Here is an 18714-nt window from a genome sequence, read left to right on the forward strand (position 1 = left end):
ACGCGGACCAGGTGAGAGCCGGCCCGGTACGACACCGGGCCGGCTCCCTCTCCCGTCCGGCTGTCCGGGTCAGCGGCGCGCGGCCCTCGCCAGCGACCTGACGAAGCTCGGCGCGTCCGGCGTGCCGACGCCGGTGGCCATGTCGTAGCCGTCGACGGCCTTGTAGCCGGTGACACCGCCGTAGGTGTTGTCCGTGCCGTCGTTGACGTCCACGATGCCGGTGCCCTTGTGCCTGGCGAGGCGGTAGAGCGCGGCGTTGACGTTGCCCAGACGGTGCCCGGCGACCTGGTCGGCGAGCGCGACGATGCCCGAGAAGAGCGGGCTGGACTCGCTGGTTCCGCCGTAGACGTCCCAGCCGACGGCCGTCGGGTCGTAGCTGGAGTACACCCAGGCACCGCCGTTGACGGCGGCGGACATCGAGATGTCCGGGGTTCCGCGGTGGTTGCCGACGATCTTCTTCACGCCGTTCTGGAAGGCGGGCCGGGAGAACACGTGGGAGATGCCGCCGCCGCCCGCGCCGTAGTCGTTGTAGACGCTGTCGGGCTTGACGCGGTTGCCCTGGTCGTCCAGGTGCAGCTGGGTGCCGCCGACCGAGGTGACCAACGGGTCGGCGGACGGCCAGGAGTTGACCTGCTTGGTGTAGTCGCCCGAGCCGTCCAACGTGCCGTTGGTGGGGCCGTCGTCGCCGGAGGAGGCGAGGACGGTCACGCCCCTGCGGGCCGCGTCCTTGAACGCGTACCGCAGGTTCTGGATGCTGGAGGAGTCGCCCTGGTCGACGCCCGGGAAGGTGTTCTCGGTCGCGTCGAAGCTCTGCGTGATGACGTCGCCGACCCCGTGGTCGATCAGGAACTTCTCGGCGTTCATCATCTCCGGCAGACCGGTGACGCCCTCGGTCTCCGCGACGCCCGTCTCGACCAGCACGATCCTGGCTCCGGGAGCGGCGGCGTGGGCCATCTCGACGTCCAGGGTGGACTCGCCCGCCCAGCCCGTCATGTCACCGTTCTTCGGGTCGAAGGGCGGCACCTTGCCCCACTTGACGACCGAGACCTTGGTGCTCGCCATGCCGAACTGCTTGCTGTACACGTCGAGGTCGTGCTGGATCGTCGGGGAGCCGAACGAGTCCACGATGACGATCGTGCGGCCCTTGCCCGTGATGCCCTTGCGGTACAGCGAGTTCAGGTTGTACGCGGTGCGGTACTGGAGCGGTGTGTAGCAGTTGATGTGCCACTTGGCCTGGCACTGGGCGATGGAGATCGGGCTGTCCACGTCGTGGGCGAGGGCGTGCCCGGCGATGGCCGGGGTCGCGAAGGTGTGCGGCACGGCCGCGGGGGTCGCGGTGGCGACAGCCCCGGGGGTCGCGGTCGCCAGCGCGGCGGCGACGAGAGCGGCGGCCCCGGTGGTGGCCGCCGCGATGCCTCGCCCGGTACGGGATATGTGCATGAAATCCCCTGAGTGGTCTGGTGTCGACCGAAGTGGTCTCGCGCATCCCATCGAGCGAGTCATGCACAGGACAACCCTGTTGAACTGTAGATTTCGAATCTTTTACCGAAACCGCACCAGTACCCGGCGGACTGATCAGCTCCCCTGTGCCGGGCTTGGTCGCGCCAGCCGGTGGAGCCGCTCCAGGCGCTCGCGCGTCTCCTCGTTCTTCGGCGTGTACGTCACCATCCGGCCGCCCAGCTCGGGGGCCAGCCACAGGTCGGTGTGCTCCAGCGTCAGGTGTCCCACAAGGGGGTTGACGAACTCCTTGGTCTTGGAGCGGTGCCCGACCACCTCGTAGCGCTCCCAGTTCTCCCGGAACTCGGGTGATTGCTCAAGGCGTTTGAGCAGCATCTTCCAGGCGGGCTCGCCGAGATGGCCGGCGAGCGCCGCGCGCAGCCGGGCGGCCATCAGCCGCTGGGTCTCCTCCAGGTGCACGATCGCGGCCCGCCAGTGGGGGTCGGTGTAGGCGAGCAGGACGCAGTTGCGGTCCTCCGGCGGGATCTCGTCCAGGTCGGCGCCCATGAGGAGGGCGTAGGTGCGGTTGTAGGCGAGGATGTCGTACCGGCTGTTCTGCACGGAGGCGGGGATCGGCCCGAGCCGGTCCAGCATCTCCCGCAGCGCGGGCGTCACGCTCGGGCAACGGGCCCCCGGTGTCGGGTCGTTGGCGCCGGCCAGCTGGAACAGATGGGCGCGCTCGCTGGCGTCGAGCCGCAGGGTGCGCGCGAGGGCGTCCAGGACCTGTACGGAGACCTGGATGGCGCGGGCCTGTTCCAGCCACGTGTACCAGGTGACGCCGACCGCGGACAGGTGTGCCACCTCCTCGCGGCGCAGTCCCGGCGTACGGCGGCGCGGGCCGCGCGGCAGGCCGACCTGCTCGGGGGTGATGCGCTCTCGCCGGCTGCGCAGGAAGGCGGCCAGTTCGTGGCGCCGGATCTCCGCGCCGCCCGCGGCGCGCCCCGGTTCCGGTGCGATGGTCGTCATGGTGGCCATGCCCTCCAGGGTGCCGCGCCGGCCATCCTGTTTCCAGGTACTCCTGGTACCAGGATGAGGACACTCTGGTACCCGTCTGAGCCGCGTCGCAGGCTCGATGGCATGAGTGAGACCGTCACCGCCCCCGTCGTCCGCCGGGCGGCCGCCGCAGCGCCCGTGCTCGGTGGCCCCGGGCTGTTCACCGTTCTGCTGGCCGCGGCGCTGCCGCTGGTCGACTTCTTCATCGTCAATGTCGCCCTGCCCACCATGGGCGCCGATCTGCACGCGAGCGAGGCCGTACTGGAGCTGGTGGTCGCGGGGTACGGCGTCGCCTATGCCGTGCTGCTCGTGCTCGGCGGGCGGCTCGGGGACCTGTTCGGGCGCCGCCGGCTGTTCCTCGGCGGCATGGCGGCCTTCGGCCTGACCTCGCTGGCCTGCGGACTGGCGCCCGACGCGTGGAGCCTGGTGGCGGCGCGGGTGGCGCAGGGCGCCGCGGCCGCCGCGATGCTCCCGCAGGTGCTCGCCACCATCCAGTCCGCCACCGAGGGCGCGCGCCGCGCCAGGGCGATGAGCCTGTACGGCGCCACGGCCGGCCTGTCCATGGTGGCCGGCCAGGTGCTCGGCGGGGTCCTGGTCGCCGCCGACATCGCCGGGAGCGGCTGGCGGTCGGTGTTCCTGGTCAACGTGCCGGTGGTCGTGCTGGGTCTGGTGCTGGCCGTACGGCTCGTCCCCGAGACCCGCTCACAGCATCCGGAACCCGTCGACGGCCCCGGCACCGCGCTGCTCGCGGTGTCCCTGCTGACGCTGCTCGCGCCGCTCACCGAGGGCCGGGCGGCCGCCTGGCCGCTGTGGACGTGGCTGTCGCTGGCCGCCTTCCCGTTCGTGGCGGCCGGGTTCTGGCTGGTGGAACGGCGGGCGGACCGGGCGGGGCGCACCCCCCTGGTGCCGCCGAGCCTGCTGCGGCTGGCCTCCCTGCGGCGCGGGCTCGTGCTGATCGTGCCGTTCTCGGTCGGCTTCAGCGGGTTCATGTTCGTGATCGCGCTGGCGCTCCAGCAGGGGGCGCACCTCGGCCCGGTGCCGGCCGGGCTCGCGCTCGCGCCGATGGCCGTGGTGTTCCTCTTCGTGTCGCTCGCGGGACCGCGGCTGATGGGGCGGTTCGGCACACGGGTGATCCCGGCCGGATCCGCCGTCCAGGGCGTCGGTGTGCTGCTGATCGCGGCGACCGTCTGGCGGGACTGGCCGCAGGTGAGTGTCGCCGCGCTGCTGCCGGGGGTGGCCGTGGCCGGTGCCGGGCAGGCGCTCCAACTCCCCAATGTGATGCGGCTGGTGCTGTCCGAGGTGCCGGCGGCGCGGGCCGGTGTGGGCGGCGGGGTGCTGGTCACCACGCAGCAGGCGGGGCTGGCGCTCGGGGTGGCGACGCTGGGGACGCTGTTCCTCACGCTCGTGCCGCACGTGGGGATGCGGGAGGCGCTGGCCGTCACGTTGCTCACGCAGTTGGGCGGGATCGTGCTGACGGGGGTGCTGGGGCTTCGGCTGCCGAGGAGGGCCGGCTGAGCGCCGGGGTCGGGTACGGCCGTTCGGCGGTGCTCGCGCGGTTCCCGGCGCTCCTTCCCGACGCGCGTGAGAGAGGCCGGCGAAGAGGGCCGGAAATCCCCGTCAAGCGCCTCTGACCTGCGCTTCCACGGGCTCCACCGCCCGGTTACACAGCGCTTCGAGTGGCCGACGGAGCGAAGTCGGGTCAGCCTGGGAGACGTCCGATCGAGCGAACGATCGAGCGACAGGAGACAACCATGACCTCCGTACTCCGCCACCACCGCTACGGCCGTGCTCTGGGCGCCGGTGTACTGTCCGTGGCGCTGCTTTCCGGCGGTACGGCCGGAGCCTACGCCGCGACCAGCCCCAGCCCCAAGGCGAGCGCGTCCATGGGGATGATGCCGACCAAGAAGCCGATGCCCACGCGCACGGCGACGATGAAGCCGAAACCGATGCCGACGCGGTCGACGACCAAGAAGACGACGCCGAAGAACGCGGCGGCGTCGACCATGGTGGGCTCCATCACCGTCTCGGCCGACCACAAGACCGTCCGGCACGGCCAGTCCGTGACCTTCGCCGGTCATGTCAAGGGCGTGAAGGCCGGCACGACGCTGGTCCTCCAGCACCGGATGAACGGCAAGTGGACCACGCTGCGGACCACGACCGTCGTCAACCGGAACGGCAACTTCAGCATCCGCCGCGCCTTCACCGCCAAGGGCAACGAGACGGTGCGCGTGGTGACCAGGGACGGCAAGGTCATGTCCTCGCCGGTCAGCGTGAAGGTCAGCTGACGCCCGCCGTCAGCGAAGACCCCGCACCAGCAGGTCCACGACGGCCGTGAACTCCTCGCCGACGCCGGGCAGGGTCCACTCCCTGGCATAACAGGGATCGTGGAACCGGCCGGTGGCCTGGAAGACGGCTCGGGCCGCGGCGGCCGGGTCGGGCACCGAGAAGGTGCCCGACCCGGCCCCTTGCGTGATGATCCGGGTCAGCTGCGCGGTCAGGTCGGCTATGTGCTCGCCGACGACCGCGCCGTTCTCGTCCGTCAGCACGGTGTACGTGGCGAACAGCTCCGGGTCGTCGCCCGCCTTGTGCCGCTTGGCCTCGAACAGCGCGGCGAGCCAGTCCCGCAGCCGGGCCTCGGGGTCCCGCCCGCTCGCGGCGGCGATCTCGGCGAGCTTCTGGGAGGTCCGGTCCAGCCAGCGCTTGGTGACCGCCTCGCGCAGCGCGGCCTTGGTACGGAAGTGCCGGTAGACACTGCCGTGGCTGACACCGAGCGCGCGGGCCACGTCCACCACGGTGGCCTTGGCCGGTCCGTGCCGGCGCAGCACTTCCTCGGTCGCCGCCAGGATGCGCTCGGCGGTCAGGGTCTCGCTGGTCGGTGCCATGCCTAGACCGTACCCGGCATCCGGATCAGCGCTCGCTGTCCAGGTGTGCCATCTGCGCGCTCGGGTACCGGTCACCGGCCGCCGCGTCCGCGGGTACGGCCTCCTCGATCGCCGCCAGGTCGGCCGCGTCCAGCGTCATGTCGAGGGCGCCGAGCGCCTCGGTCAGCCGCTGCCGGGTGCGGGCGCCGACCAGCGGCACGATGTCCTCACCGCGCGACAGCACCCAGGCGATGGCGGTCTGCGCCACGGTGGCGCCCTTGCGCTCGGCGATCTCGCGCAGCGCGTCGACCAGGTCCAGGTTGTGCTGGAGGTTCTCGCCCTGGAAGCGGGGCGAGTGGGCGCGGAAGTCGTTGGCCGCGAGCTGCCGGTCCCGGGTGAAGTGGCCGGAGATCAGACCCCGGGAGAGCACGCCGTAGGCGGTGATGCCGATGCCCAGTTCGCGGGTGGTCGGCAGGATGTCCCGCTCGATGCCCCGGGAGATGAGCGAGTACTCGATCTGGAGGTCGCAGACCGGCGCGGTGGCGGCGGCCCGGCGGATCGTCTCGGCGCCGACCTCGCTGAGGCCGACGTGGCGGACGTACCCCTTCTCGATCAGTTCGGCGATGGCGCCGACGGTCTCCTCGATCGGGACGTCCGGGTCGAGGCGGGCGATCCGGTAGACGTCGATGTGGTCGACGCCCAGTCGCTGGAGGGAGTAGGCGGCGAAGTTCTTCACGGCGGCGGGCCGGCCGTCGTAGCCGCTCCAGTTGCCCTCCGGGTCGCGCAGGGCGCCGAACTTCACGCTGACCAGGGCCTGTTCGCGCAGCGCGGCGGGCGCGGTGCGCAGGGCCTCGCCGATCAGCATCTCGTTGTGCCCCATGGCGTAGAAGTCGCCGGTGTCCAGCAGGGTCACGCCCGCCTCCAGGGCGGCGTGGACGGTCGCGACGGACTCGGCGCGGTCGGCGTCCCCGTACAGAGCGGACATGCCCATGCAGCCGAGGCCGAGGGCGGAGACCCGGGGGCCGGTGGTGCCGAGGTTTCGGGTGTGCGGTGTCGTCGTCATGCATCCAGCATGGCATGACAGCTGACAGATTTCAATATTTGTCAGCTGTCACTCGAACCCCCTCGCGGGCCAGTACGTCATGCACATGACATGTTCTGCCGACGGCGCGGCGCCGTGGAGGACGGCATGCAACGTCGGGTCGCCGCAAGGCCGTTGAGGTGCCGCCGGCACGAAAGCGCCCGCCCACCGGCCGACGGGATCGGCTGGTGGGCGGGCGTGGGCCGGGAATCCGGGGGCGGAGCCCCCGGGGCGGCGACGGGGGCCGGGGTCAGCAGCCCAGCAGACGCTGGCCCAGGTAGCCCTCGATCTGGTCGAGGGACACGCGCTCCTGCTTCATCGTGTCGCGCTCGCGCACGGTGACCGCGTTGTCCTCGAGGGTGTCGAAGTCGACGGTCACGCAGAACGGCGTGCCGATCTCGTCCTGACGGCGGTAGCGGCGGCCGATGGCGCCCGCGTCGTCGAAGTCGATGTTCCAGTTCTGCCGCAGCGCCTGCGCGAGGCCCTTGGCCTTCGGCGACAGCTCGGGGTTGCGGGACAGCGGCAGCACGGCCACCTTCACCGGGGCGAGACGGTGGTCGAGGCGCAGCACCGTGCGCTTCTCCATCTTGCCCTTGGCGTTGGGCGCCTCGTCCTCGACGTACGCGTCGAGCAGGAAGGCCAGCATGGTGCGGCCGACACCCGCCGCCGGCTCGATGACGTACGGCGTCCAGCGCTCCCCGGCCTCCTGGTCGAAGTAGGAGAGGTCCTGGCCGGATGCCTTGGAGTGCGCGCCGAGGTCGTAGTCCGTGCGGTTGGCGACGCCCTCCAGCTCGCCCCACTCACTGCCACCGAACTGGAAGCGGTACTCGATGTCCGCGGTCCGCTTCGAGTAGTGGGAGAGCTTCTCCTTCGGGTGCTCGTACCAGCGCATGTTCTCGGTGCGCAGGCCGAGGCCCGTGTACCAGTTCCAGCGCTGCTCCATCCAGTATTCCTGCCACTGCTCGTCCTCGCCCGGCTTGACGAAGAACTCCATCTCCATCTGCTCGAACTCACGGGTGCGGAAGATGAAGTTGCCCGGCGTGATCTCGTTGCGGAACGACTTGCCCATCTGGGCGATGCCGAACGGCGGCTTGCGGCGCGAAGTGGTCTGCACCTGGGCGAAGTTGGTGAAGATGCCCTGGGCGGTCTCGGGGCGCAGGTAGGCGACCGAGCCGGAGTCCTGGGTGGGGCCGAGGTGCGTCGACAGCAGGCCGGAGAACTGCTTGGGCTCGGTGAACTGGCCCTTGTTGCCGCAGTTCGGGCAGTTGATGTCGGCCAGGCCGTTCGCCGGGGCGTGGCCCTTCTTCTCCTCGTAGGACTCTTCGAGGTGGTCGGCACGGAACCGCTTGTGGCACGCGGTGCACTCGGTCAGCGGGTCCGTGAAGGTGGCGACGTGGCCGGACGCGACCCAGACCTCGGGGGCCAGGATGACGGACGAGTCGATACCGACCACGTCCTCGCGGGACGTCACCATGTAGCGCCACCACTGGCGCTTGATGTTCTCCTTGAGCTCGACACCCAGCGGTCCGTAGTCCCAGGCGGCACGCTGACCGCCGTAGATCTCACTGCACGGGAAAACGAAGCCACGGCGCTTGCTCAGGCTGACGATGGTGTCGATCTTGTCGGCGGCCACGGTGCTCTCTTCATTACGACGACGGGCGTTGAAGCGAGATGCTTCCAGCGAATGCTTCAGGTTACCGGCGCATGCTCCCCCACGACCAAATCGGCCCCTGTCCACGGGCATCCCGAGGGCGTTGTTGACAACGGTTTCCATTTTTGTTGAAAATGACTGTCATGAACATACGTGGACGCCTCATACCCGTCGCCGCCCTGACCGCCGTCACCGCCCTCGGTCTCGGCACGCTCTCCGGCTGCTCCGGGAGTGACACCGCGGCGAGGGCCGACGGCAGGCTCGACGTCATCGCGTCCTTCTATCCGATGTCCTTCCTCGCCGAGCGGATCGGCGGCGACCACGTCCACGTCACCAGTCTCACCACACCCGGCCAGGAGCCGCACGACCTGGAGATCAGCCCCAAGCAGATCGCCGCGATCGACGACGCCGACGCCGTCCTCTACCTCAAGAACCTCCAGCCCTCGGTGGACGCCGCGGTCGCGCAGTCCTCGGTGCGGACGAAGGTCGACGCCGGCTCCCTGGTCTCCCTGGAGGCGCACGGCAACGAGGTCGGCGGGCACGCCGCCGCGCACGACACCACCAAGGGCGAGGAGTCCGCGGGCAAGGACCCGCACATCTGGCTCGACCCGGTGCGCTACGCGCAGGTCGCACAGGGCGTCGGCAAGGCCCTGGAGAAGGCCGACCCCAAGCACGCGGCCGCCTACGAGAAGAACACCGCGGCCCTGGTCAAGCAGTTGAACGACCTGGACCAACGCTTCCGCACCGGTCTCGCGCACACCAGGTCCAAGGTCTTCATCACCACCCACGCGGCCTTCGGCTACCTCGCCGAGCGCTACGGGCTCACCGAGGAGGCGATCAACGGCCTCGACCCCGAGTCGGAGCCGAGCGCCGCGCGGGTGCGGGACCTGGAGCGGATGGCGAGGGCCGACCACGTCTCGACCGTCTTCTACGAGACGCTCGTCAGCGACAAGACCGCGAAGACCATCGCGCACGACGCGCACCTGAGGACCGACGTCCTCGACCCCATCGAGGGGATCACCGCCGAGTCCCGCGGCAAGGACTACTTCTCCGTCCAGAACGCCAACCTCAAGGCGCTCCAGCAGGCGCTGGGCACCAAGTGACAGGAGTCAGCATGGAGACACACGGCGAGCCCGTCATATCCCTGCGCGGCGTACGGGCCGACCTCGGCGGCCGACCGGTCCTGCGCGGCATCGACCTGGCCGTCGGGCAGGGCGAGGTCGTCGCCCTCCTCGGCGCCAACGGCTCCGGCAAGTCCACGGCGATCCGTACGGTCATCGGCCAGGTGCCGGTCGCCGACGGCGGTATCGAACTGTTCGGCACCCCCCGGCGCGCCTTCCGCGGCTGGGCCCGCGTGGGCTATGTGCCGCAGCGCACCACGGCCGGGGGCGGCGTCCCGGCGACGGTCGCCGAGATCGTCTCCTCCGGCCGTCTCGCCCGCACCCGTTTCGGCCTCTTCCGCAAGGACGACCGGGACGCCGTGCGGGACGCCCTGGAGCAGGTCGGCATGGCGGACCGCGCCAAGGACTCGGTGAACGCCCTGTCGGGTGGCCAGCACCAGCGCGTGCTGATCGCCCGCGCGCTCGTCGCCCGTCCCGAACTGCTGATCATGGACGAGCCGATGGCCGGCGTCGACCTGGTCAGCCAGGAGATCCTGGCCCGGACGCTGAGGACCCAGGTGGAGGCGGGTACGACGGTCCTGCTCGTGCTGCACGAACTGGGCCCCCTGGAGCCGCTGATCGACCGCGCGGTCGTGCTGCGCGACGGCTGCGTGGTGCACGACGGACCGCCCCCGAGAGCCGCGGCCGGCACTCTCCGGCCCGGCCACGACCACGTACATCCCCATGCCGGGGCCACCGAACCGATCCGCACGGGACTGCTGAGCTGATGGACTTCCTGAACTACGCCTTCATGCAGCGGGCCCTGCTCGCCGCCGTCCTGGTCGGCGTCACCGCCCCCGCCATCGGCATCTACCTGGTCCAGCGCCGCCAGGCCCTGATGGGCGACGGCATCGGACACGTCGCCATGACCGGCGTCGGCCTCGGCTTCCTGCTGTCCTCCTCCCCGGTCTGGATGGCGACGGCGGTCTCCGTGCTCGGCGCCCTCCTGATGGAGCTGATCCGCTGGTACGGCAGGACGCGCGGCGACATCGCGCTGGCCATGCTCTTCTACGGCGGCATGGCGGGCGGCGTGATGTTCATCAACATGGCGCCGACGGGCTCCAACGCCAACCTGATGACCTATCTGTTCGGCTCCCTGTCCACGGTCTCCCCCTCCGACGTCCTCGCGATCTGCCTGCTGGCCGGGTTCGTGGTGCTGGTCACCCTCGGCCTGCGCCGTCAGTTGTTCGCGGTCAGCCATGACGAGGAGTTCGCGCGGGTGACGGGCCTGCCGGTGCGCGCCCTGAACCTGCTGACGGCGGTCACGGCGGCGGTGACGGTGACGGTCGCCATGCGCGTCGTCGGGCTGCTGCTGGTCTCCGCTCTGATGGTGGTGCCGGTGGCGGCGGCCCAGCAGCTCACCCGCAGCTTCGCCATGACGTTCGCGATCGCGGTGGCGCTCGGCATCACCGTGACCGTCAGCGGCACGATCGCCTCGTTCTACCAGGACGTGCCGCCCGGCGCGACGATCGTCCTGCTCACCATCGCCGCGTTCGTCGTCCTGACCGCGCTGGCCGCCCGGCTGGCCCGCCGCCGCGCCCGCGCGGCCGCGGCGGCGGGGTCCGGCCGGAACCCGGCGGAATGCGTGATTCCGGCCGCCCGCGGGACGGAAGAGGAGATCAACGCCTGACCTCGGGGGCACCGGGCTGGCACAATGGCCCGGGTCAGGGGTGAGAAGTGAGGAGGCAGCAGTGACGACCGCTGGACCGCCCGTGAAGGGCCGCGCGACCCGTCAGCGGGCAGCTGTGGCGGCCGCGCTGGACGAGGTCGACGAGTTCCGCAGCGCGCAGGAGCTCCACGACATGCTCAAACACAAGGGCGACTCCGTCGGGCTCACCACCGTCTACCGCACGCTCCAGTCCCTCGCCGACGCCGGCGAGGTCGACGTGCTGCGCACGTCCGAGGGCGAGTCCGTCTACCGCCGCTGCTCGACCGGCGAGCACCACCACCATCTCGTCTGCCGCGGCTGCGGCAAGGCGGTGGAGGTGGAGGGCCCGGCCGTGGAGAGGTGGGCGGAGGCGATCGCGGCGGAGCACGGCTACGTCAACGTGGCGCACACCGTGGAGATCTTCGGTACGTGCGCGGAGTGCGCCACGCGCAGCGACTGAGAAAAGCCCTCAGTCGTCACCCTCCGCCGCCAGCAGCTCCTCGTTCGGGATGGCGCCGCCGAACCGCCGGTCGCGGGAGGCGAATTCCACGCACGCCCGCCACAGGTCGCGCCGGTCGAAGTCCGGCCACAGCACGTCCTGGAAGACCAGCTCGGCGTAGGCGCTCTGCCAGAGCAGGTAGTTGGACGTCCGCTGTTCCCCGCTGGGCCGCAGGAACATGTCGACGTCCGGCATGTCCGGGTAGTACAGGTACTTCTGGATCGTCTTCTCGGACACCTTCGACGGGTCCAGCCGCCCGGCCCGCACATCCTCCGCCAACGCCTTCGCCGCGTCGGCGAGTTCGGCCCGGCCGCCGTAGTTCATGCAGAAGTACAGGGTGAGCCGGTCGTTGTCCTTGGTCTGCTCCTGCGCGACCTGCAGCTCCTTGGCGACCGACTTCCACAGCCGGGGCATCCGCCCGGCCCAGCGCACCCGCACGCCCAGCGCGTCCAGCTGGTCCCGGCTCTTGCGGATGAAGTCGCGGTTGAAGTTCATGAGGAAGCGCACCTCCTCGGGGGAGCGCTTCCAGTTCTCGGTGGAGAAGGCGTACAGCGAGATGTTGCGCACGCCCATCTCGATCGCCCCCTGGAGCACGTCGAGCACCTGCTCGGCGCCGACCTTGTGCCCCTCGGTCCGCGGCAGCCCCCGCTCCTTGGCCCACCGCCCGTTGCCGTCCATGACGATCGCCACGTGGTTCGGGACCAGCTCACCGGGCAGCTTCGGCGGACGGGCACCGGAGGGGTGCGGCTCCGGCGCCGTGTACTCGCGCCGCTGGCGCCCCAGGATCCCGCGTACCACCATGTGCTCCGACTCCCTCTACGACTTCTCCGGGCCGGTTCCCCGGGCCCGGCTAGGACTTTTCCACGTACCGCAGCGACCGCAGCCCGCGTTCCAGATGCCAGTGCAGATAGGCGGAGACCAGCCCACTGCCCTCCCGGACGAACCGCGCCTCGCAGGCGTCCGCCGTCTCCCAGTCTCCCGTAAGCAGCGCGCCCAGCAGTACCAGGGTCCCCGGGGACGGCACGACGCTGCCGGGCACCCGGCAGTCGACGCACACGGAGCCGCCGGAGGCGACGGAGAAGAACCGGTTGGGGCCGGGCATCCCGCACCTGGCGCAGTCACCGAAGCTGGGCGCGTACCCGTTGACGGCGAGCGAGCGCAGCAGGAACGCGTCCAGCACCAGGTTCGGGGCGTGCTCCCCCCGGGCCAGCGTCCGCAGGGCGCCGACCAGCAGCAGGTACTGCTGCACGGCCGGCTCGCCCTCGTGGTCGGTGAACCGCTCGGCGGTCTCCAGCATGGCCGTACCGGCGGTGTAGCGCGCGTAGTCGGTCACGATGCCGCCACCGTACGGCGCGATCGTCTCACTCTGTGTGCACAGCGGCAGCCCGCGGCCGATCAGTTCGCTGCCGCGCGCGAAGAACTGCACGTCCACGTGGGAGAAGGGCTCCAGCCGGGCCCCGAACTTCGACTTGGTGCGCCGCACGCCCCGCGCCACGGCCCGGACCCGGCCGTGCCCCCGGGTGAGCAGGGTGATGATCCGGTCCGCCTCGCCCAGCTTCTGGGTGCGCAGCACGATGCCGTCGTCGCGGAACAGACTCATGCCCCCATTCTCCCCCATGGGGCCGGCCGGCCGTTGCGCGCGACGGCGGCGCGGCTAGAGCACCTCGCCCCGGCTGCGGGCGTTGGCGTACGCCGTCTCCGCGCGGATCCGCTCGGTGACGGCGGCCGCCCGCACGGCCACCGGATCGGCCTCCCATTCCCGGCCGCCCCCGTACGGCCGCATCCACACGGCGGCCCCCTCGTACGCCATCACGATCCCGACCCGCCCGGTCTCCGTGTCCACGGCATGGCTCCCGACCGGTGGCAGCGTCACCGCACCGCTCCGGCGACCACCCGGGCGAGCCTGCGCGCGACGTCCACGGAACACCCGCCCAATTCCACGTGCGGGCAGGGTTTCTCCCTGGCAATGCTCGCCAGATCGATCCGCAGCGAGGGCAACACGACCCCCGCCTTTCCCAACGCCTCCCGCAATTCCCGCACCACGTCGTCCGCCTCTTCGACACAGAGCACGGAGTGCTTGTCCGCCATCGTCGGTTTTCCTTTCCGGGTTTTCCGCTTCGCACTCCCATGATGACCCTCCGCCTCTACACTCGGCAGCACCCTGAGCACTACAACAACAAGAAACATCAAGGGGGTTGGCCATGGCCAACGGTTCACGTCAGGCGGCGTGGGAGTTCTTCGGAGCCGAACTGAAACGCCGCCGGGAGAACGCGGCGCTCACCCAGTCCGAGCTGGGCATCTTGGTATTCGTTTCCGGCGGCTACATCGGCCAGTTCGAGCAGGCGATCCGAAAGCCGCAGGCGGATGTGGCGCAACGGCTCGACACCGTCCTACAAACCGACGGCTTTTTCGAACGGCTGTGGAAGAAGCTCATCAAGGAACAGCCCTATGACGCTTACTTCGCGCATGTCGTGGAACTGGAGCGGCTCGCGACGGCGATCTACCAGTGGGCGCCGTCGGTGGTACCGGGGCTCCTTCAGACACGGGAGTACGCACAGGCAATGTTCCTGGCCGGTAATCCACTCGCCAACGATGAGTACATCGAGGAGCTGGTCAGCGCGCGCATGGACCGAACGAAGATCCTCAAAGACGCTACACGGCCCGTGTATTGGACGCTCCTCCACGAGACGACCTTGCGCATCCCCGTGGGCGGCCCGGCAGTCATGGCCCGCCAGCTGGAGCACATCGCGACGCTGACACGGGGGCGCAAGATGGTGCTGCAGGTACTGCCGTTCTCCGCCGGCGCGCATCCTGAGATGGGCAAACTGATGACACTCATGGAGTTCGAGGATGCCCCGCCAACTGTCTATACAGAAGGCGTGTCTTCGGGGAGTCTGCTGGACGAACCGGCGGTAGCAAAGCGGAAGTGGGCGTCCTACGATCTCCTCAGGGCCGCCGCGCTGTCGCCGGAGGCGTCCCTGGCCCTGCTCGAATCGGCGGCGGAGGACTACAGACGATGCGCGAGCACGACCTGAGCAACGCCCACTGGCGCAAGAGCACCTACAGCAGCGGCGACAGCTCGAACGAGTGCGTCGAGGTCGCCGACGGAGTCCCCGGCGTCGTACCCGTCCGCGACAGCAAGACGACGACCGGACCCGTCCTCCTCGTCGGCCCGGCCGCCTGGTCGGCGTTCATCAGCGCCACCGGAGCCGCCCGCTTCTAGGCGGCCGGCGCCACGAACGCGTTCGCTACGATCACGGCATGACAGCGAGAAGAGAGCCGGCCAGCCGTAGGGAACGTCCCGCGAAGCCCGCGCTGACCCGGCAGGGCATCGTGGACACCGCCGTACGGCTCATGCGTGCCGAGGGGCTGGAGAAGGTCACCATGCGCCGGCTGGCGCAGGAGCTGGACACCGGCCCGGCCTCGCTGTACGTGTACGTGGCCAACACCGCCGAGCTGCACGCGGCCGTGCTGGACGCGCTGCTCGGCGAGGTCGACCTGGCGGCCGAGGGCGCCGGGGAGGACTGGCGGGAGCGGCTTCGGGCCGTGCTCGCGTCGTACACCCGCGTCCTGTTCGCGCACCCGCAGCTCGCCCGGTCGGCCCTCGTCGCACGGCCCAGCGGCGAGAACTACCTGCGGCTGGTGGAACGGGTCCTGGACCTGCTCTCCCGCAGCGGCGCCGCGCGCGAGCAGGTCGCCTGGGGTGTCGACAAGCTGCTCCAGGACGCCACGGCGGCCGCCGCCGAGCACGCCACGCAGGCGAACGACCCGGCGAACGCGGACGACTGGGACGCCCTCGCCCGCGCCCTGCACTCGGTGAGCGGGACGACGCACCCGGCGATCGAGGCGCACATGCCGGCACTGCTCGCCGGCGCGGTGGAGGACCGCATGCGCTGGAGCTTCGACGTGCTGGTCAACGGCATCACGCGGACCCCGGTCCCGACCACGGCGGACTGAGCGGACACGTCCCCGCACCCCTGCCCCGGTCTTCTCGTACCCATGGACGAACTTGTTCGTTACGAACATGTTCGCTACGGTGGAGGTGTTCGGTAGAGACCCCTCGGCCGGGAGGCCCCTGTGACGCACGGCAACCACGTCCCCATAGCGATCGTCGGCGCGGGACTCGGCGGTCTGACGGCCGCCCGGGTCCTGCGCGTGCACGGGATCGAGGCGACGGTCTTCGAGGCGGAGGCGTCCGCGGCGGCCCGGACGCAGGGCGGCATGCTCGACATCCACGAGGAGAACGGGCAGCGGGCGCTGCGCTCCGCCGGTCTCCACGACGCCTTCCGGAAGCTGGTCCACGCGGGCGGCCAGGCGATGCGGCTGGTCGGCCCGGACGGCACCGTGCACGTCTCCCGGGCGGACGACGGCGAGGGCGGCCGCCCGGAGGTGGACCGCGGTGACCTGCGCGACCTGCTGCTGGACTCGCTGCCGGCGGGCACGGTCCGCTGGAGCGCCAAGGTGACCGGGGCACGGGGTCTCGGCGGCGGCCGGCACGAGGTGACGTTCGCCGACGGTTCGGCCGTCACGACCGGTCTGCTGATCGGCGCGGACGGCGCGTGGTCGCGGATCCGGCCGCTGGTCTCGTCCGCGCGGCCCGCGTACACCGGGATCTCCCTGGTGGAGACGGACCTGCTGGACGCCGACGCCCGCCATCCGGGCGGCGCGGAGCTGATCGGCGGCGGGTTCTTCATCAGCCTGGGCGGCGGACGCGGCTTCCTGGCCCATCGGGAGACCGACGGCAGCCTGCACGTCTACACCGCGATGAAGGCGGACGAGGGCTGGCTGGACACGATCGACTTCGGCGACACGGCGTCGGCGAAGGCGGCGGTCCTCGCGGGCTTCGCGGGCTGGCACGAGGGCCTGCGGGGGCTGGTCGCGGACGCCGACGGCCCGCTCACCCCGCGCCGTGTCCACGCCCTGCCCGTCGGCCACCGCTGGGACCGGGTCCCCGGGGTGACCCTGCTGGGCGACGCCGCCCACCTGATGTCCCCCTTCGCCGGCGAGGGCGCCAACCTGGCCATGTACGACGGCGCGGAACTCGCCGAGGCCGTGGCCGCCCACCCGGGCGACACCGAGGCCGCCCTGACCGCCTACGAGTCCGCCCTCTTCCCCCGCGCCCACGCCTGCGCCACGGAGTCCGCGGCCAGCCTGGACACGATGTTCGCCGACGACGGCATGGAGCGGATGCTCGCCTTCTTCACCGCGGGGCCGGGGACCGCGTAACCCCCCTCCCAATGGCGGAACGCGCCGAGCCGACCGGTTCGGTCGCCGGGAAATCCGATCTCCCGTCCCTATTCTGTGGACGCATCAGCGGGGGGTGGAAACGGGCCGAGAGCCCCTCTCACTCGGAGAGCACACCCATGAGCGACCAGACGAACGCGAACGAACTTCCCCGGCGGCGATTCGTCGTGCTCTCGGGCACCGTCGGCGGCGCGGCGCTGCTGACCGGTGCGGGAGTCATGGCGGGCACGACCGCCGCGGCGGACACGGCGCACGGCGGGCCCACGCCCGACCCGTGGTGTCCCACGACCCCTCCGCCCGGCGGGGCGAACCCCTGTCCGCCCGCTCAGCTCCAGCCCCTGTGCGGCAGGCCCACCGACGACGACCCGCTGTGGAACGACGTCAAGTACTGCACGCAGGGCGTCACCCCGCCGCCTCCGCAGCCCAAGCCCGACTGCCTGAAGGTGACCCCGAACTACGTCATCCTGCACGGGAAGCCGGAGAACACGCACAACTACCTCCTCCTCCCCTCGTGCCGGATCACCGGCATCGAGTGCCCGTTCGTCCACATGGACTCGGCGGCGAACTACTGGCACGAGGCGTGGGAGAACGCGAGAAGCGGCGGCAGTGTCCCCGTGCAGTACCCGGACATCGGGCTGGGGATCAACTCGCAGCACGCCCGCCGCTACGACCAGCTGCACATCCACATGGCCGGGATCAGGGCGAGCACGCAGCGGCGGCTCCAGGAGCTCGAATCCCAGGGCCGTATGGCCACCCAGCCCTCCCAGTGGGCCGCCCCGGGCAACCAGGCGCCCGTCTCGGGGCCCGCGGGTACCGGCGACCGGGTCTACCGCATCCTCAAGCTCCAGGACCTCCAGCAGAACCTCTTCACGCTGCTGTACCGGAACGTGGTGGTCCCGAACTCGCTGAACATGGCGGACCAGACCATCATCGTGGTCCCGAAGACGACGGCCGCCGGATCCTTCGCCGGTTCCTTCTACGTCCTCAACAGCGACACGTCCCTGCACGACGGCACCAGCACGTGCGACTACCTGCTGGTGTACGCCTGAGGGTCCCGTCGGCCCGCGACCCAGCCCACAGGAGCCGTGCATGACCTTCCCCGCCCCGCTCACCGGAGTCGTCCCGCCCGTCTGCACGCCACTGACGCCCGGACGCGAGGTCGATGTGCCCTCGCTGCTGCGGCTGGTGGACCATCTCGTGGGCGCGGGCGTGCACGGGCTGTTCGTGCTCGGCTCGACCTCGGAGTCGGCCTTCCTCACGGACGCCCAGCGGCGCCTGGTGGTGGAGGCGGTCGCGGGGCACGTGGGCGGGCGGCTGCCGGTGCTGGCCGGGGCGATCGACATGACGACCCCGAGGGTCCTGGAGCACGTCCGGGCGGTCACGGCGGCCGGGGCGGAGGCGGTCGTGGTCACCGCGCCGTTCTACGCCCGTACCCATCCCTCGGAGATCGTCCACCACTACCGCCGGATCGCGGCCCTGAGCCCGGTGCCGGTGATCGCCTACGACATCCCGGTCGCCGTGCACACCAAACTGCCCCCCGAACTGGTGCTCGGGCTCGCCGGGGACGGGGTGCTGGCGGGCGTCAAGGACTCCAGCGGGGATCTGGCGGCCTTCCGTGAGCTGGTCACCGGGGCCCGCGCCCACCCCGGCTTCGCCGTGCTGACCGGCTCCGAGCTGATCGCCGACGCCGCGCTCGCGCTCGGCGCGGACGGGGCGGTGCCGGGGCTGGCCAACGTCGATCCGCACGGGTACGTGCGGCTCTACCGGCAGTGCCGGGCGGGCGACTGGGAGGGGGCGCGGGCCGAACAGGACCGGCTGTGCGCGCTGTTCGGGCTGACCGGGGCGGGCGATCCGGCGCGGATGGGCGGCAGCTCCTCGGCGCTGGGCGCGTTCAAGGCGGCCCTGCGCCTGCGGGGCGTGATCGACTGCGCGGTCACCGCGGAGCCGCAGGTGCCGCTGTCGGGCGAGGAGACGGAGAAGGTCGCCAAGTACCTCGCCGCGGCAGGGCTGTTGTAGCCGGCCCGTGCCGGGGCCCGCCCGGCTCAGTCCGGTTCCCGTCCCCCGGCTCAGTCCGGTTCCG

22 protein-coding genes are annotated in these 18714 nt (G+C 71.0%); 12 read left to right on the forward strand and 10 right to left on the reverse strand.

Features of this window, described 5'->3' with window-relative positions; all coding sequences use genetic code 11:
• Positions 1-69 precede the first annotated feature (69 nt).
• Entirely contained in the window at positions 70-1440 is a 1371-nt protein-coding gene (locus tag VT52_RS25555; protein WP_046422239.1) for a S53 family peptidase, read from the reverse strand.
• A 135-nt stretch (positions 1441-1575) separates the two neighbouring features.
• Positions 1576-2472 (reverse strand): helix-turn-helix transcriptional regulator, encoded by an 897-nt coding sequence (locus tag VT52_RS25560; protein ID WP_420856309.1) that lies wholly within the window; start codon positions 2470-2472, stop codon positions 1576-1578.
• A gap of 102 nt (positions 2473-2574) precedes the next feature.
• On the opposite strand from VT52_RS25560, the gene VT52_RS25565 reads away from it, so the two are divergent.
• Positions 2575-4005: an MFS transporter gene (locus VT52_RS25565; protein WP_046422240.1), complete on the forward strand. Its 1431-nt coding sequence runs from the start codon at positions 2575-2577 to the stop codon at positions 4003-4005.
• A gap of 328 nt (positions 4006-4333) precedes the next feature.
• On the opposite strand, the gene VT52_RS38160 is transcribed toward VT52_RS25565, so the two are convergent.
• Positions 4334-4495 carry a hypothetical protein gene (locus VT52_RS38160; RefSeq protein WP_167377742.1) on the reverse strand — a complete coding sequence of 54 codons (162 nt, stop codon included), beginning with the start codon at positions 4493-4495 and terminating at the stop codon, positions 4334-4336.
• On the opposite strand from VT52_RS38160, the gene VT52_RS25570 reads away from it, so the two are divergent.
• Entirely contained in the window at positions 4494-4775 is a 282-nt protein-coding gene (locus VT52_RS25570) for a DUF4369 domain-containing protein (protein ID WP_053055531.1), read from the forward strand. The two genes, VT52_RS38160 and VT52_RS25570, sit on opposite strands and share 2 nt — an antisense overlap.
• A 9-nt stretch (positions 4776-4784) precedes the next feature.
• Here the strand turns inward: VT52_RS25570 and VT52_RS25575 are convergent, their stop codons facing one another.
• The 3 genes from VT52_RS25575 to VT52_RS25585 all read right to left on the reverse strand — a co-directional run bounded on the left by VT52_RS25575 (position 4785) and on the right by VT52_RS25585 (position 8065).
• The gene (locus VT52_RS25575; protein ID WP_046422241.1) at positions 4785-5372 is read right to left on the reverse strand and encodes a TetR/AcrR family transcriptional regulator; all 588 of its coding nucleotides are present in this window, start codon (positions 5370-5372) and stop codon (positions 4785-4787) included.
• A gap of 25 nt (positions 5373-5397) precedes the next feature.
• Entirely contained in the window at positions 5398-6414 is a 1017-nt protein-coding gene (locus tag VT52_RS25580) for an aldo/keto reductase (RefSeq protein ID WP_046422242.1), read from the reverse strand.
• A gap of 268 nt (positions 6415-6682) precedes the next feature.
• Complete coding sequence (locus VT52_RS25585; RefSeq protein WP_046422243.1) at positions 6683-8065, reverse strand: glycine--tRNA ligase; 1383 nt, start codon at positions 8063-8065, stop codon at positions 6683-6685.
• A 161-nt stretch (positions 8066-8226) separates the two neighbouring features.
• Between VT52_RS25585 and VT52_RS25590 the strand changes: the two genes are divergently transcribed.
• From VT52_RS25590 to VT52_RS25605, 4 genes are all read left to right on the forward strand, one after another.
• Positions 8227-9186 carry a metal ABC transporter substrate-binding protein gene (locus VT52_RS25590; RefSeq protein ID WP_046422244.1) on the forward strand — a complete coding sequence of 320 codons (960 nt, stop codon included), beginning with the start codon at positions 8227-8229 and terminating at the stop codon, positions 9184-9186.
• 11 nt (positions 9187-9197) lie between these two features.
• The gene (locus tag VT52_RS25595; protein ID WP_046422245.1) at positions 9198-9971 is read left to right on the forward strand and encodes a metal ABC transporter ATP-binding protein; all 774 of its coding nucleotides are present in this window, start codon (positions 9198-9200) and stop codon (positions 9969-9971) included.
• A complete protein-coding gene (locus VT52_RS25600) occupies positions 9971-10873 on the forward strand; it encodes a metal ABC transporter permease (RefSeq protein ID WP_046422246.1) in 903 nt (300 codons plus the stop codon). The genes VT52_RS25595 and VT52_RS25600 overlap by 1 nt, the downstream gene beginning before the upstream one ends.
• A 61-nt stretch (positions 10874-10934) precedes the next feature.
• Positions 10935-11351 (forward strand): Fur family transcriptional regulator, encoded by a 417-nt coding sequence (locus VT52_RS25605; RefSeq protein ID WP_046422247.1) that lies wholly within the window; start codon positions 10935-10937, stop codon positions 11349-11351.
• A gap of 9 nt (positions 11352-11360) precedes the next feature.
• Here the strand turns inward: VT52_RS25605 and VT52_RS25610 are convergent, their stop codons facing one another.
• From VT52_RS25610 to VT52_RS25625, 4 genes are read right to left on the reverse strand one after another with little or no spacing between them, the layout of a single operon-like run.
• Positions 11361-12191 carry an isoprenyl transferase gene (locus VT52_RS25610; RefSeq protein ID WP_046422248.1) on the reverse strand — a complete coding sequence of 277 codons (831 nt, stop codon included), beginning with the start codon at positions 12189-12191 and terminating at the stop codon, positions 11361-11363.
• Between the two features lie 49 nt (positions 12192-12240).
• Positions 12241-12990 carry a DNA repair protein RecO gene (gene recO / locus VT52_RS25615; RefSeq protein ID WP_046422249.1) on the reverse strand — a complete coding sequence of 250 codons (750 nt, stop codon included), beginning with the start codon at positions 12988-12990 and terminating at the stop codon, positions 12241-12243.
• 54 nt (positions 12991-13044) lie between these two features.
• A complete protein-coding gene (locus VT52_RS25620; RefSeq protein WP_046422250.1) occupies positions 13045-13233 on the reverse strand; it encodes a hypothetical protein in 189 nt (62 codons plus the stop codon).
• A 26-nt stretch (positions 13234-13259) separates the two neighbouring features.
• On the reverse strand, positions 13260-13478 hold the full coding sequence (locus VT52_RS25625) for a hypothetical protein (protein WP_046422251.1): 219 nt from the start codon (positions 13476-13478) through the stop codon (positions 13260-13262).
• A 113-nt stretch (positions 13479-13591) separates the two neighbouring features.
• On the opposite strand from VT52_RS25625, the gene VT52_RS25630 reads away from it, so the two are divergent.
• The 6 genes from VT52_RS25630 (at position 13592) to VT52_RS25655 (ending at position 18650) form a co-directional block, all read left to right on the forward strand.
• Positions 13592-14425, forward strand: a complete 834-nt coding sequence (locus VT52_RS25630) for a helix-turn-helix domain-containing protein (protein WP_046422252.1) — start codon at positions 13592-13594, stop codon at positions 14423-14425.
• Positions 14407-14613, forward strand: a complete 207-nt coding sequence (locus VT52_RS25635; protein WP_046422253.1) for a DUF397 domain-containing protein — start codon at positions 14407-14409, stop codon at positions 14611-14613. Before VT52_RS25630 ends, VT52_RS25635 begins: the two co-directional genes overlap by 19 nt.
• A gap of 38 nt (positions 14614-14651) precedes the next feature.
• Positions 14652-15347, forward strand: a complete 696-nt coding sequence (locus VT52_RS25640; RefSeq protein WP_046422254.1) for a TetR/AcrR family transcriptional regulator — start codon at positions 14652-14654, stop codon at positions 15345-15347.
• A 120-nt stretch (positions 15348-15467) separates the two neighbouring features.
• Positions 15468-16616 carry an FAD-dependent oxidoreductase gene (locus VT52_RS25645; RefSeq protein WP_046422255.1) on the forward strand — a complete coding sequence of 383 codons (1149 nt, stop codon included), beginning with the start codon at positions 15468-15470 and terminating at the stop codon, positions 16614-16616.
• A 137-nt stretch (positions 16617-16753) separates the two neighbouring features.
• Entirely contained in the window at positions 16754-17683 is a 930-nt protein-coding gene (locus VT52_RS25650) for a CDP-diacylglycerol diphosphatase (RefSeq protein WP_240509876.1), read from the forward strand.
• 40 nt (positions 17684-17723) lie between these two features.
• Positions 17724-18650, forward strand: a complete 927-nt coding sequence (locus VT52_RS25655; RefSeq protein ID WP_046422256.1) for a dihydrodipicolinate synthase family protein — start codon at positions 17724-17726, stop codon at positions 18648-18650.
• Positions 18651-18714: the final 64 nt, after the last annotated feature.

Origin of the sequence: Streptomyces malaysiense (assembly GCF_000980885.2) — a bacterium.
Taxonomy (GTDB): Bacteria; Actinomycetota; Actinomycetes; order Streptomycetales; family Streptomycetaceae; genus Streptomyces; species Streptomyces malaysiense.